The sequence below is a fragment of the Streptantibioticus ferralitis genome (assembly GCF_029223525.1).
In the GTDB taxonomy this organism is placed as follows: domain Bacteria; phylum Actinomycetota; class Actinomycetes; order Streptomycetales; family Streptomycetaceae; genus Streptantibioticus_A; species Streptantibioticus_A ferralitis.
Genome location: NZ_JARHTQ010000063.1, coordinates 1 through 17011 on the forward strand (window position 1 = coordinate 1; position 17011 = coordinate 17011).

6 protein-coding genes and 1 pseudogene are annotated in these 17011 nt (G+C 71.2%); all 7 read left to right on the forward strand.

The genetic code is table 11. The features are described from left to right. A partial coding sequence (locus P2L57_RS39135; protein WP_275823233.1) for a type I polyketide synthase occupies positions 1-1177 on the forward strand: 1177 nt, incomplete at its 5' end. 70 nt (positions 1178-1247) lie between these two features. Beyond that, a pseudogene (locus tag P2L57_RS39140) lies at positions 1248-11984 on the forward strand (type I polyketide synthase); the annotation flags it as partial. Between the two features lie 234 nt (positions 11985-12218). Beyond that, a complete protein-coding gene (locus P2L57_RS39145) occupies positions 12219-13322 on the forward strand; it encodes an NAD(P)-dependent alcohol dehydrogenase (RefSeq protein WP_275823238.1) in 1104 nt (367 codons plus the stop codon). Between the two features lie 64 nt (positions 13323-13386). Next, the gene (locus tag P2L57_RS39150; protein WP_275823239.1) at positions 13387-14838 is read left to right on the forward strand and encodes an aldehyde dehydrogenase; all 1452 of its coding nucleotides are present in this window, start codon (positions 13387-13389) and stop codon (positions 14836-14838) included. A 28-nt stretch (positions 14839-14866) separates the two neighbouring features. Beyond that, the gene (locus tag P2L57_RS39155) at positions 14867-15688 is read left to right on the forward strand and encodes a mycofactocin-coupled SDR family oxidoreductase (protein WP_275823241.1); all 822 of its coding nucleotides are present in this window, start codon (positions 14867-14869) and stop codon (positions 15686-15688) included. A gap of 148 nt (positions 15689-15836) precedes the next feature. Next, positions 15837-16223 (forward strand): hypothetical protein, encoded by a 387-nt coding sequence (locus P2L57_RS39160; protein ID WP_275823243.1) that lies wholly within the window; start codon positions 15837-15839, stop codon positions 16221-16223. Positions 16224-16250: 27 nt separating this feature from the next. After that, on the forward strand, positions 16251-16592 hold the full coding sequence (locus P2L57_RS39165) for a hypothetical protein (protein ID WP_275823246.1): 342 nt from the start codon (positions 16251-16253) through the stop codon (positions 16590-16592). The last annotated feature ends 419 nt before the right edge of the window (positions 16593-17011 follow it).

Genomic DNA, 17011 nt, shown 5'->3' on the forward strand with positions numbered 1-17011 from the left:
GACCGGAGCGCGGGTGAGCGTGCTCGCCTGCGACGTGGCCGACCGGGCGGCGATGACCGAGGTCTTCGCTGGCATACCGGCCGACCTGCCGTTGCGGACCGTGGTGCACGCCGCCGGGGTGGGCAGCACGCTGACGCCGGTGGAGTCCTTGACGCTCGACCAGTTGCATGACGAGCTGCGGGTCAAGGCCAGCGGCGCACTGCTGCTGGACGAGCTGACCGCCGGTCTGGAGCTGGACGCGTTCGTGCTGTTCTCCTCGGGCGCGGCCTCATGGGGCGGCAGCGGCCAGGGTGGATACGCGGCGGGCAACGCCTGCCTGGACAGCCTGGCCGAGTACCGGCGCTCGCAAGGCCGGACCGCCACCTCCATCGCCTGGGGCACCTGGGCCGAAGTCGGGATGGCCGCGGGCAGCGTCGAAGGCAATGAGTACCTGCAGCGCCTCGGCGTCTCGGCCATGGCGCCCGAACTCGCCATCACCGCGCTGCAGCGCGTCCTCGAGGACGACGAGACGACGGTCACCGTCTCCGACATGGACTGGGGCAAGTTCGTCCCGGCGTTCACCCTGGCCCGCCCCAGCAACCTCTTCGCCCTGCTTCCCGAAGCCGCTCCGGCCCCGGAGACAGCCGAACACGACGCCGAGGGCACGGAGTTTGCCGCACGGATGGCAGCGATGCTGCCTGAGCAGCGGCGCGGACACCTGAGCACTCTCGTCCGGGAGCACACCGCCGCGGTGCTGGGTCACGGCAGCGGCAACGACATCGACCCCACCCTGGCGTTCCGCGAGGCCGGCTTCGACTCGCTCACCGCGGTCGAGCTGCGCAACCGGCTGCAGAAGATCACCGGCCTCGCCCTTCCCGCGACGCTCGTCTTCGACTACCCCAGCCCCAGCAAGCTCATCGACCATCTGACCGAGCAGCTGGGCATCAACGAACCCGCCGGGGGCTTGGGGTCAACCGGGCTGCTCGCTCTGAAGGAGCGGCTGCAGGCGTTCGCCGCCAACCCGGCGGTCCGCGACCAGCTGGAAGTCATCCTGCGGCAGGTGCTTGAGGTCGTCAACGGATCGTCCGCCGCGCAGTGCGACGACATCGAGGCTGCCTCCGACGACGAGCTGTTCTCCATGGTCGACCACGACAGCGGTTGGACGTCCGATTCCCTGTCGACTTCTGACCACGAGTGACAACTGATATAGCGAGGTCTTACCTTCAATGGCCAGTGAAGAACAGCTTCGTTCCTATCTCAAGATGGCCGTGGCGAACTCGCGTGAGGCGCAGCGGCAGCTGAACGAGATCAAGAGCCGGCGGGACGAGCCTCTTGCCATCGTGGGCATGGCGTGTCGTTATCCGGGCGGGGTGGCGGGACCGGACGACCTGTGGGACCTCGTGGCCTCGGGCACCGACGCGGTGTCAGTCTTCCCTGCGGACCGCGGCTGGGACGTCGACGGGCTGTACGACCCCGCAGGTGCGCCGGGCACGACATCCACCCGCGAGGGCGGCTTCGTCGAGTCGGCGGTGGAGTTCGACGCCGGCTTCTTCGGGATCTCACCTCGCGAGGCCCTGGCGATGGATCCGCAGCAGCGGCTGCTGCTCGAGGTGGCCTGGGAGTCGCTCGAGCATGCCGGGATCGACCCGGCGACCCTGGCCGGTACGGCTACCGGCGTCTTCGTCGGAGCGTCTTGGTCGGGTTACCCAGAGGCGATCGAGGGCCTGGCCGAGACCGAGAGCCATCGGTTGACCAGCGGACTGCTGAGTGTGATCTCGGGCCGGTTGGCGTACACCCTGGGGCTGGAAGGTCCGGCGGTGACCGTCGACACGGCGTGCTCGTCGTCGCTGGTGGCGATGCATTGGGCCGGGCAGGCGCTGCGCTCGGGAGAGTGTTCTCTGGCCCTGGCCGGCGGCGTGAACGTGCTGGTGAGCCCGGCTGGCTTCGTGGAGTTCACCCGCCAAGACGGGCTGGCGGGCGACGGCCGGTGCAAGGCGTTCGCGGAGGCGGCGGACGGGACGAGCTGGTCCGAGGGCGCCGGGGTGGTCGTCCTGGAACGGCTCTCCGACGCCCGCCGCAACGGGCACCGCGTGCTCGCCGTGGTGCGGTCGAGCGCGGTGAACCAGGACGGCGCGTCGAACGGCCTGACCGCCCCGAACGGACCGTCGCAGCAGCGGGTGATCCGCCAGGCGCTGGCCGCGGCCGGGCTGTCCCCGACCGACGTGGACGTGGTGGAGGCGCACGGCACCGGTACGCGGCTGGGTGATCCGATCGAGGCTCAGGCGCTGCTGTCGACCTACGGTCAGGGCCGGGCCGAGGATCAGCCGCTGTGGCTGGGGACAGTGAAGTCCAACATCGGCCACTCGCAGGCGGCGGCCGGTGTGGCCGGTGTGATCAAGATGGTCCAGGCGATGCGCCACAGCGTGCTGCCGCGCACCTTGCACGTGGACGAGCCGACCACTCAGGTGGACTGGAGCCAGGGCCAGGTGCGACTGCTGACCGAGGCGGTGGCATGGCCGCAGAACGGGCGTCCGCGCCGAGCCGGCGTGTCATCCTTCGGCGTCTCCGGCACCAACGCGCACCTGATCCTGGAAGCCGCCCCCGACAGTGAGCGCCCCGACGGCGAGAACGCTGGCGGCGAGCCGGGCGATGCCCTGGGCGCCGGGACAGTGTGGGTGGTGTCGGGCCGGTCCGCCGCGGCGGTGGCAGGGCAAGCCGAGCGGCTGCTGGAGCAGGTGGAGCACGACGCGGAACTGGACACCGCTGGTGTGGCGTGGTCGCTGCTGCGGTCCCGGTCGCTGTTCGAGCACCGCGCCGTGATCGTGGGTACCGACCGCGACGAGCTGACGGCCGGGCTGCGCGCGCTGGCCGCCGGGGTGCCGTCCGCCACCATGATCGAAGGCGTTGCCCGGCCCGGCCACCAGGTGGTGTTCGTCTTCCCGGGCCAGGGTGCGCAGTGGGTCGGGATGGCCACCGAGCTGCTGGAGTCGTCGCCGGTGTTCGCCGATGCCCTCGCCGAGTGCGCCGACGCACTCGGCGAGTTCGTCGACTGGTCACTGTTGGACGCCCTGCGCGACCCGGTCGCGCTCGCCCGCGTCGACGTCGTGCAGCCCGCCCTGTGGGCGGTGATGGTGTCGCTGGCACGGGTCTGGCAGTCGCTGGGTGTCCGGCCCGCGGCGGTGGTGGGCCATTCGCAGGGCGAGATCGCCGCGGCCTGCGTCGCGGGTGGGCTGTCCCTCTCCGACGGCGCCCGGGTGGTCGCGCTGCGCAGCCGGGCGATCGCCGAGGAACTGGCCGGAGTCGGCGGAATGGTTGCCGTGCCCTTGCCGGTGGACCAGGCACAAGAGCTGATCGACCGCTGGGGCGACCGGCTGTCGGTGGCGACGATCAACGGCCCCGGCTCGGTCGTCGTCTCCGGCGTGCCGGCCGCGCTGGACGAATTCCTCGCCCACTGCGAGAGCATCGAGGTGCGGGCGCGGCGGGTCCCGGTGGACTACGCCTCGCACTCGGCGGCGGTCGAACAGATCGAGCAACGACTGGCCCGGGACCTGTCCGCCGTTACTCCGGCGTCGGGCTCAGTGCCGATGTACTCGACGGTGACCGGCGCGCTGATCGACACCACTGAGCTGGATTCCGGTTACTGGTACCGCAATCTGCGCCAGACCGTGCGCTTCGAGGACACCGTCCGCGCGCTGGCCGCTGACGGCTATTCGGCGTTCGTCGAGGTCAGCCCGCATCCGGTACTGACGATGCCGGTGCAGGAGACCCTCGGCGAGGACGCCGTGGTCAGCGGCACGCTGCGCCGCAACGAGGGCGGCCAGGTCCGGCTGCTGCTCTCCGCGGCGAGCCTGTTCGTGCAGGGTGTGCCGGTGACGTGGGACGGGTTGTTCGCTGGGCGGAGGCCGAGGTGGGTGGATCTGCCGACGTATGCGTTCCAGCGGCGGCGTTACTGGCCTGAGGGTGGTGTGGTGGCTGCTGATGTGGCTGCTGCGGGTCTGGTGGCGGTGGAGCATCCGTTGCTGGGTGCGGTGTTGTCGTCTCCTGATGGTGGCGGGGTGGTGTTCACTTCGCGGTTGTCGGTGGCATCGCAGCCGTGGTTGGCGGATCACGCGGTTCAGGGTGTGGTGCTGTTCCCGGGGACCGGTTTTGTGGAGTTGGTGGTCCATGCGGCTGATGTGGTCGGGTGTGGGCGGGTCGCGGAGTTGATCGTGGAGGCGCCGTTGGTGCTTCCGGAGCGTGGTGGCGTTCAAGTCCAGGTCGTGGTGGGTGAGTTGACGGACGGGCGCCGTCCGGTGACGGTGTTCGCGCGTCCTGATGCGGGGAGCGGACAGTCCTGGTCCCGGCACGCCAGCGGTGTCGTCGAGGAGGCGGCCGAGGGTGTGACCGGAGGGGCCGAGGGGTCCGCGTTCGCTGCTCTGGCCGGTGTGTGGCCGCCGGTCGGCGCGGAGGCGCTGGACACTGACGGCATCTACGAGGAGATCGCCGACGGTGGTTTCGCCTACGGGCCGTCGTTCCAGGGCCTGGCCCGGGCATGGCGCCTCGACGGCCGGATCTTCGCCGAGGTGGCTCTGCCGGAGCAGCAGTGGGGCCGGGCCGGAGCGTTCGGTATCCACCCGGGACTGCTCGATGCGGTGCTGCACGCTTCGCTCTTCGTGGACCTGGAGCCCGCGGAGTTTGGCCGGTTGCCGTTCAGCTTCGGGGATGTGGTGCTGCACGCCTCCGGGGCGACCCGGGTACGGGCCTGCCTGACACGGACCGGCCCGGATTCGCTGTCGGTTCTGGTCACGGACGCGGCCGGCGGCGCGGTGCTGTCGCTGGAGTCGCTGGTGATGCGCCCGTTGACGCCGCAGGCGCTGACCGCCGCCAGCGACGGCCAGGACGAGACTGTGCTGGCCGTTGAGTGGACCGAACTGAAGGCCGAGGCCCGGGAGACCGGCGGCCTCGACACGGTGCTCAGCGCCGTGGTGGCGGGCCCGGACGCCCAGGTGCCGTGGCTGCCGGGCGTGCCGACCCGCCAGAGTCTCGACGAGGTGCGGCCGGACTCCGGCCTGCCGGTGGTGCTGGCCGTGTCGACCCAGGACGGTCCGGTGGTGGAGGCGGCACACCGGTGCAGCCGGTGGCTCCTGGAGCAGTTGCAGTCCTGGCTGGGAGACGACCGGTTCGCCGGCTCGACGCTGCTGGTGCTGACCCGCGGTGCGGTCGGCGCCGGCCCCCGGGAGGCGGTGGCCGATCTGGCCGCCGCCACGGCCTGGGGCCTGGTGCGCTCGGCGCAGGCGGAGCACCCGGGCCGGATCACGCTGATCGACACCGACCCCGCCGCCGACGTCTCGGCGGGCCTGCTCGCCGCGGCACTGGCTTGCGGCGACACACAACTGGCGATCCGGGCCGGTACGGTGTGCGGCGCCCGGCTGTCGCGGGTCGATGCCGACCTGGCCATGCCGCGTACGGGCGCGTGGCACCTGGACTCGCTCGCGAAGGGCACCCTGGAGAACCTGCGGCTGGTGCCGTTCCCGCAGGCCGAGCAGGAGCTCGGCAGCGGCGAGATCCGCATCCGGGTCCGTGCCGCGGGCCTGAACTTCCGCGACGTCCTCAACGCCCTGGGCCTGTATCCCGACCCGGACGAGCTGCTGGGCAGCGAGGTCGCGGGTGTGGTCACCGAAGTGGGCCCGGACGTGTCGGACCTGCGGGTGGGTGACCGGGTCATGGGTATCACCGACGGCGGGTTCGGCTCGGTGGTGGTGACCGACCGGCGGCTGGTCGTGCCGATCCCGGCGGGCTGGTCGTTCGCGACGGCCGCCTCCATGCCGACGGTCTTCCTGACCGCGTACTACGCCCTGGTGGACCTGGCCGAACTGCGGTCGGGTGAGCGGGCCTTGGTGCACGCCGGTGCCGGTGGTGTGGGCATGGCCGCGATCCAGCTGGCGAAGCACCTGGGCGCCGAGGTCTACACGACCGCCAGTGACGGCAAGCGCGATCTGCTGCGGGCACGGGGGATCGACGACCGTCACCTGGCGTCGTCCCGGTCGCTGGACTTCGAAGCCGCGTTCTTACAGGCCACGGACGGTCGTGGTGTGGATGTCGTGCTCAACTCCCTCACCGGCGACTTCATCGACGCGTCGCTGCGGCTGATGCCGAACGGTGGCCGGTTCATCGAGATGGGCAAGGCCGACCTCCGGCAGACCGACGAAGTGGCCGCCCACTACGACGGCGTCCGCTACCGCTCCTTCGACCTGGTGGAATCGGGCCCGGAACGGCTCCAGCAGATGCTCGCCGAGCTGGTCCGTCTCTTCGAGGCCGGGATCCTGCAACCCCTTCCGGTCGTCGAGTGGGATGTGCGGCGGGCGCCTGAGGCGTTCCGGTACATGAGCCAGGCCCGGCACGTCGGTAAGATCGTGCTGACCGTACGGCAGCAGCTCGTCGGCACGGGCACGGTCCTGGTCACCGGGGGTACCGGCGGCCTGGGCAGCGAGGTGGCCCGGCACCTGGTCACGACCCACGGCGTACGGGATCTGGTGCTGCTGTCGCGACGCGGAATGCAGGCCCCAGGGGCCGAGAACCTGGTCGAGGAACTGTCCGGGCACGGAGCCCGGGTCACCGTCGAGGCATGCGACGTCAGCGATCGCGACGCCCTCGCCCGCGTCCTGGCCAGCATCCCAACCGAGCACCCACTAACCGCAGTTGTACACACCGCGGGCATCGTCGATGACGGCGTGATCTCCTCGCTGACCGCCGACCGGATCCATCCGGTGCTGGCGCCCAAGGTGGACGCCGCCTGGCACCTGCACGAACTGACCCGGGACATGAACCTGTCGCTGTTCGCGGTGTTCTCCTCGATGTCCGGCCTGATCGGCAGCCCAGGACAAGGCAACTACGCGGCCGGGAACGTGTTCCTCGACGCCCTGATCACCCAACGCCGACACGACGGCCTGCCCGGTGTGTCGATGGCCTGGGGCCCGTGGACCCCCGAAGTCGGGCTCACCGGCACGCTGTCGGAAGCCGACATCCACCGACTGGAACGCTCGGGAATGCCACCCCTATCGGTGGCCCAGGGCATGCACCTGTTCGACCAGGCCGTCATCGCGGACATCCCACTGGTGGCCCTGGCCCGGCTCGACACCCCCGCGTTGCGAGGCCAGCCCGACTTGCCGGTCATGCTCCGGGCACTGGTCGGCGCCCGGCCACGGCGAGCCACGGCCGGCAACCACCAGCAACCCGACGGCCTCGCCCAGCAGTTGGCCGGACTCACCACCCAGCAACGCGGCCAGCACCTGCTCACCCTAGTCCGCGACCACGTCGCCATCGTCCTCGGCCACAGCGGCGGGAACGATGTCGACCCTGCCCAGGCGTTCCGCGAGGCCGGCTTCGACTCACTGACCGCGGTCGAACTACGCAACCGACTGCAAACAGCGACCGGGCTGGCGTTGCCCGCCACCCTGGTCTTCGACTACCCGAACGCAACCCGGCTGGCGGCCCACCTCGCCGAGCAGTTAGGCCACGCCACCGAGACCGCCGTCCGGCAGGCGCTGCCAACGCTGGTCTCGGTGACCGACGACCCGATCGTGGTCGTCGGCATGGCCTGCCGCTTCCCCGGCGGGGTGACCAGCCCGGACGACCTGTGGGACCTGATCGCCACCGGCAGCGACGCGATGTCCCCGTTCCCCGCCGACCGCGGCTGGAACCTCGACACACTGTTCGACCCGTCAGGCAGCCGCCCCGGCACCTCGGTTGCCCGCGAGGGCGGATTCCTGACCGCAGCGGCCGACTTCGACGCAGGCTTCTTCGGGATCTCCCCCCGCGAAGCCCTCTCGATGGACCCACAGCAGCGGCTGGTCCTCGAAGTCGCCTGGGAAGCCCTCGAACACGCCGGAATCGACCCGGCCACCCTCGCCGCAAGCCCCACCGGCGTGTTCATCGGCAGCTACCACTCCGGCTACGGCGACATCGTCGCCCAGGCCACCGACGAGCCCCCCGCCCAGCTGATGACCGGCAGCGCGCAGAGCGTCCTGTCCGGCCGCATCGCCTACGTCCTCGGTCTCGAAGGCCCCGCCGCCACCATCGACACCGCATGCTCCTCGTCACTGGTCGCCATGCACTGGGCCGGGCAGTCCCTACGCACCGGCGAAAGCACCCTCGCGCTAGCCGGCGGCGTCACCGTGATGGCCACCCCCGGCACGTTCGTCGAGTTCACCCGCCAAGGCGGCCTGGCCGGTGACGGCCGCTGCAAGGCATTCGCCGAGGCCGCCGACGGCACCGGATTCGGCGAGGGTACCGGTGTCGTGGTGCTGGAACGGCTTTCGGACGCCCAGCGCAACGGCCACCCGGTTCTCGCGGTGGTGCGATCGAGCGCGGTGAACCAGGACGGTGCGTCAAACGGGCTGACCGCCCCGAACGGGCCGTCGCAGCAGCGGGTGATCCGGCACGCCCTGGCGGTCGCCGGACTCTCCCCCGCCGAGGTCGACGCGGTGGAGGCGCACGGCACCGGCACGACGCTGGGAGACCCGATCGAAGCGCAGGCGCTGCTGGCCACTTATGGCCAGGACCGGCCCGAGGACCAGCCACTGTGGCTGGGCACGGTGAAGTCCAACATCGGTCACACTCAGGCGGCGGCCGGGGTAGCCGGTGTGATCAAGATGGTGCAGGCGATGCGCCACGGGGTGCTACCGCGCACCCTGCACGCGGACCAACCCACCTCGCACGTCGACTGGAACCAAGGCCAGGTACGGCTGCTGACCGAGCCGGTGCCGTGGCCGCAGACCGGGCGTCCCCACCGCGCGGGTGTCTCCTCGTTCGGCATCTCGGGCACCAACGCACACCTGATCCTCGAAGCGGCGCCCACCCCCGACGTCGTGAACGACGCCGAGCCCGCGGACGCCGAGCCAGAGGCGACGCCGGGCGCCGAGACGGTGTGGGTGGTGTCGGGCCGGTCCGCGAAGGCGCTGGCCGGGCAGGCCGGGCGCTTGCTGGAACGGGTACTGGCCGACCCCGATCTGACCGTCGCCGAGGTGGGCCGTTCGCTGCTGACCTCCCGGTCGCTGTTCGAGCACCGGGCGGTCGTCCTCGGTGCGGACCGCGACGAGCTCACCGCTGGCCTGCGGGCGCTCGCTGCCGGGGAACCGGCCGCGAACGTGATCGAAGGGGTGGCCCGTACGCGCCGCGGGGTGGCGGTTTTGTTCACCGGTCAGGGCGGGCAGCGGCTCGGCATGGGACACCTGCTCCATGAGCAGTCGCCGGTGTTCGCGGCCGCGTTCGACGAGGCGGCCGACGAGCTCGACCGGCATCTCGGCGGTCGGTTGCGGGACGTGCTGTGGGGCGGCGATCCAGAACTGCTCAACCAGACCGGATGGGCGCAGCCGGCGCTGTTCGCGATCGAGGTCGGGTTATTCCGGGTGCTGCAGTCCTGGGGCGTCGAGCCGGACTATCTGCTAGGACACTCGATCGGTGAGGTCGCTGCCGCCCACGTGGCCGGCGTGTTCTCGCTGCCGGACGCGTGCCGGCTGGTCACCGCCCGGGCCCGCTTGATGCAGGCTCTGCCGGCCGGCGGGGCGATGGCCGCCATCGCCGCGACCGAGTCGGAGATAACCGCCCAGCTCACTGGCGGTGTGTCGATCGCGGCGGTCAATGCGACCGAGTCGTTGGTCGTCGCGGGCCCGGAGGACACCGTGAACGCGGTGACGGAACACTTCGCGGCGCTGGGCCGGCGGACGCGGCGGTTGCGGGTGTCGCACGCCTTCCATTCCGCCCTGATGGATCCGATGCTCGACGATTTCGCTGCGGAGCTCGCACAGTTGGCCTTCGCCGAACCGGTGATTCCCGTCGTGTCGAACGTGACCGGCGCGCCAGCGGATATGGCAGGCCCGCAGTACTGGGTGGAGCAGGTCCGGTCCACGGTTCGGTTCGCCGACGGGCTGCGCTGGCTGGCCGAGCGCGGGGTGGACACCTTCGTGGAGGCCGGCCCCGACGCGGTGTTGTCCGGTCTGGTCGAGCACAACGGCCTGCCCGAGGCCACCGCGGTGGCCCTGCAACGCGGCGACCGCGCCGGCCTGCCGGTCGTGCTGCATGCGTTGGCGCAGCTGTACGTGCGGGGCGGGTCGGTCGACTGGGACGCTCTGTTTGCCGGGCGCCGCGCGCCGCGGGTGGACCTGCCGACGTATGCGTTCCAGCGCCGCCGCTACTGGCCGCGGGTGTTGCCGGAGCGGGGGTCGGGCCGCGACCCGGTGGACGCCCTGTTCTGGGAGTCGGTCGAGGGCGACGCCGGACAGCTGGCCCGCTCGCTCGGTGTCGAGGAAGACGTGCTGTCGGGTGTGCTCCCGGCCCTGCTGCGCTGGCGTGAGCGACGCCTCCGGGAGGCGGTGTCCGATGACTGGTGCTACCGCCAGCAGTGGGTCCCCGTCGACAGCGTCCGGCCGGACACGGCCCTGACGCAGCGCTGGCTGGCGATCGTTCCGGACGGCGACGACCCGTGGGCTGCCGCGGTGCTGGAGTCGCTGGGCCCGGATGTGTCGGTGCTCGGCCCCGAGGCGGTCGACGCCGAGCAACTCGCGCTGGCCGGGGCCGGCTGCACCGGCGTCGTGTCGCTGTCCGGCGGCGACGAGGCCGGGGTGGCGGCGACGCTGCAATTGGTGCAGGGGCTGCGGCAGTCGGGGCTGACCATGCCGCTGTGGGTGGTCACCCGCGCAGCGGTCGCGGTGCGCCCGGGCGAGCAGGTCAGGGACGTGTGGCAGGGCGGGGTCTGGGGGCTGGGCCGGGTCGCGGCCCTGGAACTGCCCGGCCTGTGGGGCGGCCTGGTCGACCTGCCCGAGGATCTCGTCCCGTCGACGGTCAAGCGGCTGGCGGGTGTGCTGTCAGGGGACCACGGTGAGGACCAACTCGCGGTACGCGCCTCGGGTGTGCTGGCTCGCCGCCTGGTGCGTGCTCCCGGCCGGGGCACGGGCAAGCCGTGGCGGACCAGCGGAACAGCGCTGGTCACCGGCGGCACCGGCGGGCTGGGCGGGTATGTGGCCCGGTGGCTGGTCGAGCGGGGCGCGGAGCACGTGATGCTGCTCTCCCGGCGTGGTCCGGAGGCCCCGGGCGCGGCCGAGCTGCAGGCCGAGCTGGAATCCGCTGGAGCCAAGGTGAGCGTGCTCGCGGGCGACGTCGCCGACCGGGCGGCGGTGACCGAGGTCTTCGCCGGTATCCCCGCTGACCTGCCGTTGCGGACGGTGGTCCACACCGCCGGCATCCTGCACGAACCCCTGGCCGTCGAGACGCTTCCGCTGGCGAAGTTGCACGAGACTCTGCGGGCGAAGGTCACTGGCGCACTGCTGCTGGACGAGCTGACCGCCGGTCTGAAGCTGGACGCGTTCGTGCTGTTCTCCTCGGGCGCCGCTTCGTGGGGTGGCAGCGGCCAGGGTGGATACGCGGCGGGCAACGCCTGCCTGGACAGCCTGGCCGAGTACCGGCGCTCGCAAGGCCGGACCGCCACCTCCATCGCCTGGGGCACCTGGGCCGAGGTCGGCATGGCCGCGGCCAACACCGGCAACAGCGATTACCTCATGCGGCTGGGCGTGCTGCCGATGCAGCCCGAACCGGCCATCACCGCTATGCAGCGCGTTCTCGAGGACGACGAGACCACGGTGACCGTCTCCGACATGGACTGGTCGAAGTTCGCGCCCGCGTTCTCGCTTGCCAGGCCGAGTCGGCTGTTCGCCCTGCTCCCGGAGGCCGGCCCGGGCGTGGCCGAGCCCGGCGCCGACAGCGACGCGACCGCGTTCGCCGGGCGGATGGCAGCGATGCCGGCGGACGCGCGGCGGAACCATCTGACCGCCCTGGTCCGGGATCACGCCGCGGCCGTGCTGGGCCACAGCAGCGGCGCTGACGTAGACCCCGGGCTGGCCTTCCGGGAGGCCGGTTTCGACTCGCTGACCGCTGTCGAACTGCGGAACCGGCTGCAGGCGGTGACGGGTCTCGCCCTACCCGCGACGCTCGTCTTCGACTATCCCAACCCGGCCAAGCTCGCCGACCTGCTGGAAGGCATGGTCGGCGGAGCGGCGGGGGAACCCGACGAGGAGATCCGCCGCAAGCTGCTGTCCGTTCCCCTGACCAAGCTCCGGGACGCCGGCCTGCTCGATGCCGTACTGGCACTGGCCGACGACGCCCCGGACCCGGCGGCGCCTGAGGATGACGACACCGACCTGATGACCGCTGACGCCGACGCCCTCGTCCGCATCGCGCTCGGATCCGCGTAGAGGAGCCCGCACGAGATGAACATCACCGCAGCAGTGCTCGACCAGGTCGGATCCCCGTTCGTCCTCAAGGAGGTCGAGCTTGTCGATCCGGGCCGGGACGAGGTGCTGGTCGAGCTGCACGGCTCCGGCCTGTGCCACACCGACCTGGCGGTCCAGCATGGGCACACGCCCTTTCCGCTGCCCGGCGTCCTGGGCCACGAGGGGAGCGGCATCGTGCGCTCCGTGGGGGCCGGCGTGTCCGGCCTCTCGGTCGGCGACCACGTATGCCTTTCGTTCAACAGTTGCGGCGAGTGCCGCAACTGCCGTGACGGCGTGCCCTCCTACTGCGACACCTTCATCGCCCGGAACTTCGTCGGCTCGCGTATCGACGGCACCCGGACGCTGACGCTGGACGGCGAACCGCTCGGCTCGAACTTTTTCGGCCAGTCGAGCTTCGCGTCGCACGCCGTGGCGAACGCCAGGTCCGTGGTGAAGATCTCCACCGAGGTGCCGCTAGCCCTGGCCGCGCCGCTGGGCTGCGGCATCCAGACCGGGGCCGGGGCGGTGCTGAGGTCGCTGCAGGTCAGGCCCGGTGGCTCGGTGCTGATCCTCGGCGGCGGCTCGGTCGGCCTGAGCGCCGTGATGGCCGCTGTGCTCGCCGGTGCGGAGACCATCATCGTGGCGGAGCCGCTCGAATCGCGGCGGCTGACCGCGAAGGACGTCGGCGCGACCCATGTCCTCGACCCGGTGGCCGGGCAGCTCACTGATCAGATCCGCGAGATAGTGCCGCAGGGCGTCCGGTACGCGGTGGACACGACCGCCAAGCCGACGGTGCTCGGCGAGGTCGTGCCGGCCATGGCCAAGCGGGGCAGCATCGCCCTGCTCGGCGTCCCGGCCGAGCCGACCGCCGTGCTGCCGCTGAGTCTTGGCCTGAGTCAGATCCTCGGGCTGACAGTGGTCGGCGTCGTAGAGGGCGACAGCGATCCGCACGAGTTCATCCCCTGGCTGCTCGACAAGCATCTGCAGGGGCGATTCCCGATCGACCGCATCGTCACCACGGTGCCGTTCGCCGACATCAACCAGGTGATCCGGACGCAGGCGCGTGGGGGCGCGATCAAGGTGGTGCTCACCCACTGGTGACTTGCGCCCTTTCCGGCGTGCGCAAACGAGGTGGCCATTCCTATCGAGGACACGCGGAGGTCGCATGGCGATCGACTACAACGATTTCTACGTCGGCGGTGAATGGATCGCGCCGAAGACGGAGTACCGGATCCAGGTGCACGCCGCAGGCACGGGCGAACTCGTCGGCAGCGTGCCGGAGGCGTACCCGGCGGACGTGGACGCGGCCGTCGCCGCGGCCCGGACCGCCTTCGACGACCCGGCGGGATGGCGGTCGTGGACGCCGCAGGCACGGGCCGAGGCGCTGGACCGGTTTGCGACGGCTCTGCAGGGCCACGGCCCCGAGATCGCCCGGAGGGTCAGCCTGCAGAACGGCATGCCGATCAGCCTGGCTGGCTTACTTGAGGCTTCGGCACCGCCGTTGCTGCTGCGCTACTACGCCGCGCTGGCTGCCGAGACCGAGACTGCGGACCGCCGGCCCGGCAGGTTCGGCGGCCAGGCGATCGTCGTCGCCGAGCCGGTCGGCGTGGTCGCGGCGATCGTCCCGTGGAACGTGCCCCAGGGGATCACCTTCATGAAGATCGCTCCGGCCCTGGCGGCTGGGTGCTCGGTGGTGCTGAAGCCGGCTCCGGAGACCGTGCTCGACGCGTTCCACATGGCGGAGGCCGCCGCGGCGGTCGGGCTGCCGACCGGGCTGATCAACGTGGTCCCCGGCGGGCCGGCGGTCGGCCGCTATCTGGTCAGCCATCCCGGCGTGGACAAGGTGTCGTTCACCGGCTCGACCGCCGTCGGCCGGACGATCGCGGAGGCCTGCGGCCGCCTGCTGCGGCCCGTCTCGCTGGAACTGGGCGGGAAGTCCGCCGCGGTCGTGCTGGCGGACGCCGACCTCACCGGCATGATGGATCGGTTCTTCCGGGCCACGCTGCTGAACAACGGCCAGGTCTGCTGGCTCGGCACCCGGATCCTGGCGCCCCGGTCCCGGTACGACGAACTTGTCGACGCCGTCACCGCGATGGCGAGCGCGCTCGTGGTGGGCGACCCGCTGGATCCGGCGACCCAGTTGGGCCCGCTGGTGTCGGCCCGGCAGCGGGACCGGGTCGAGTCCTACATCGCCAAGGGCCTGAGCGACGGCGCCCGCCTCACCACCGGCGGCGGCCGCCCGTCCGGGGCGGATCGCGGCTGGTTCGTCGAGGCGACGGTCTTCGCCGACGTGGACAACAAGTCCGCGATCGCCCAGGAGGAGATCTTCGGGCCGGTCCTCTCGCTCATTCCGTACGCCGACGAGGACGAAGCCGTGGCGATAGCCAACGACAGCGACTACGGCCTCGGCGGCTCCGTGTGGACCTCCGACGCCGAGCGCGGCCTGGCCTTCGCCCGCCGGATCCAGACCGGCTCCGTCGGGGTCAACGGTTACGCCAACGACCCGGTCGCGCCGTTCGGCGGCCGGAAGGCCAGCGGGCTCGGCTACGAGCTCGGCCCGGAGGGGCTCGCCGAGTACCAGGTCCTGAAGTCGATCTATGTCGATCAGCTCGTGTGATGCACGGACGAGAGGGGGAATGGCAGCAATGACCGAACGACTCACCGGCAAGGTCGCCATGATCACCGGTGCGGCCCGCGGGCAGGGCCGCAGTCACGCCCTGCGGCTCGCCGAGGAAGGCGCTGACCTGATCCTGGTGGACATCTGCCAGAACATCGACACCCTGGCCTACTCCCTCGCCTCGGAGGACGATCTCGCCGAGACCGTTGCCCAGGTGGAGAAGCTCGGGCGCCGGGTCGTGGCGGTGCAGGCCGACACACGGGACGCGGAGGCACTGCGGGCGGCCGTCGAACGCGGCACCACGGAGCTCGGCAGCCTCGACATCCTCGTGGCCAACGCGGGCGTGGGCATGGCGCATCCGTCGACCAGCAACGAGCAGGCGTTCCGCGACCAGCTCGAGATCAACACGATCGGCGCGTGGAACACCGTGCACGCCGCGGCGCCCAAGATGATCGAGTACGACAAGGGCGGGGTCGTCGTCGTGATCAGCTCGGTGATGGGGCTGAGCGGCAAGATCGGCAGCCCGACGGGCGGCGCCGAGGGCTACGTCGCCGCCAAACACGCGCTGCTCGGCCTGACCCGGGCGTGGGCGAGGTGGCTCGGCGCGCACAACATCCGGGTCAACTCGATCCACACCACCGGCGTCCGGACGCCGATGCTCATCAACGACGCGGTGAAGTCGGTGCACGTCAAGCCGCCGACCACCGGTGCCGAGGTCGGGCACATCCTCAACGTGACGATGCTGGATGCGAGTGACGTCAGCAGCGCGGTCGCCTGGCTGGTGTCGGACGAGGCCCGCTACGTCACGGGGATCGCGCTGCCGGTCGACGCAGGCTTCAGCACACCGTAACCCGTCCCTTGAAGCACAAGGCGGGGCGGCCGGGCCAGGCCGGCAACGCCCTGCTCGTCTTGACCACGTCCCCGAGCTGTACCGGCACCGCGCCGATCGGTCCGTACATGGAGCCCCAGCCGAGCAACCGTTCGAGCTGACTGACGCGGTGCTGGCCGCGGGCGGTGGTGTCGAGTCGCTGATGGCGCTGTGTGAGGAGAAGGCCATCCGGCGTGGACACGGCGCTCCGTACGACGCGCTGGCCTGCGGAAAGATCAATACTGAGGCCCTGGGCGGCCTGCTGGGCGCCGCGTGGGAACCGATAGACGACGGGCCGCTGAAGATCGCGGTGGCTGTCTCCCCGTGGGCTCGCCCGGACGCGGAGAACGGCACGGAGCGGTGCCACTGCTATGCCTCCTGCCGCTGCGACGGCTCCCGCAAGACCCTGCCGGGTTGGCCCTACTCCTTCGCTGCCGGGCTGGAATGGGGCGCGAGCGCGTGGACGGCGTTGCTGGGCGTCGTCCGGGTCGGCCCGCAGATTCCGGCTACGACCTGACCCGGATCAGCCACCTGGCCGGCCAGGATGGCCTGGGGTGCAGGTGCTGGGCGGGGTCCGCTGCGGACCGGGTGTTCTACCTCCGCGGCGCCCCCACAGCGACGCGACGGCCACACCGTCCAGGCCCGCTACGTCCGCAACAACCGGCTCGCCGATGCCCTGCGGACCCATGCGTTCTCCGCCCTGCGGGCCTCGCCCGGCGCCCGCCGCTACTACGACAAGCAACGTGCCCGCGAGGCCGGTTACAACCCAGCCCTGCGGCAGGTCGGCAACCGCCTCGTCGGCATCCTCCACGGATGTCCCAAGACCCGCACCCTCTACGACGAAGCGACCGCCTGGTCGCACCACGCACACCTCCATGCCGCTTGACCTCAAACGACATGGGGTGTCTGACCAGCATGGATGCACTTTCCCGCACCCACAACCCGCACGATCTGCTGGTACTCCGGTGCGAGAGCCTCCACGCCGATGCCCTTGGCCCGCCGTGGCACCACCGACCCGACCACCGCGGCCCTGGCTGGCTCCGCACCCCCGCTCGACGGCTCATCGGCCCAACACGAGCGACGCGAGCAGACGAACCACCCCATCTTTCCCGCCGACCAGCGGAGTTCATGCGGTGACCGGCCCGAACAAACGGTCACGTTCGGAAAGCGGATGGCTTCTGAGCTTGACGTTTAACGTCGCAGGTCACCCGACCTGCTGATCTGCGGTTCTTTCCGGGACAGCGGAGGCGGCCGTTCTCCACGCTTCGAGATGTCGAGTCACGAAGTACAAGAGAACGGCCGCTG

Bases quoted from the DNA above. Each gene is read 5' to 3' on its own strand.
- P2L57_RS39150 (WP_275823239.1), top strand. From the start codon at position 13,387: ATGGCGATCGACTACAACGATTTCTACGTCGGCGGTGAATGGATCGCG.
- P2L57_RS39145 (WP_275823238.1), top strand. From the start codon at position 12,219: ATGAACATCACCGCAGCAGTGCTCGACCAGGTCGGATCCCCGTTCGTC.
- P2L57_RS39155 (WP_275823241.1), top strand. From the start codon at position 14,867: ATGACCGAACGACTCACCGGCAAGGTCGCCATGATCACCGGTGCGGCC.
- P2L57_RS39165 (WP_275823246.1), top strand. From the start codon at position 16,251: ATGGCCTGGGGTGCAGGTGCTGGGCGGGGTCCGCTGCGGACCGGGTGT.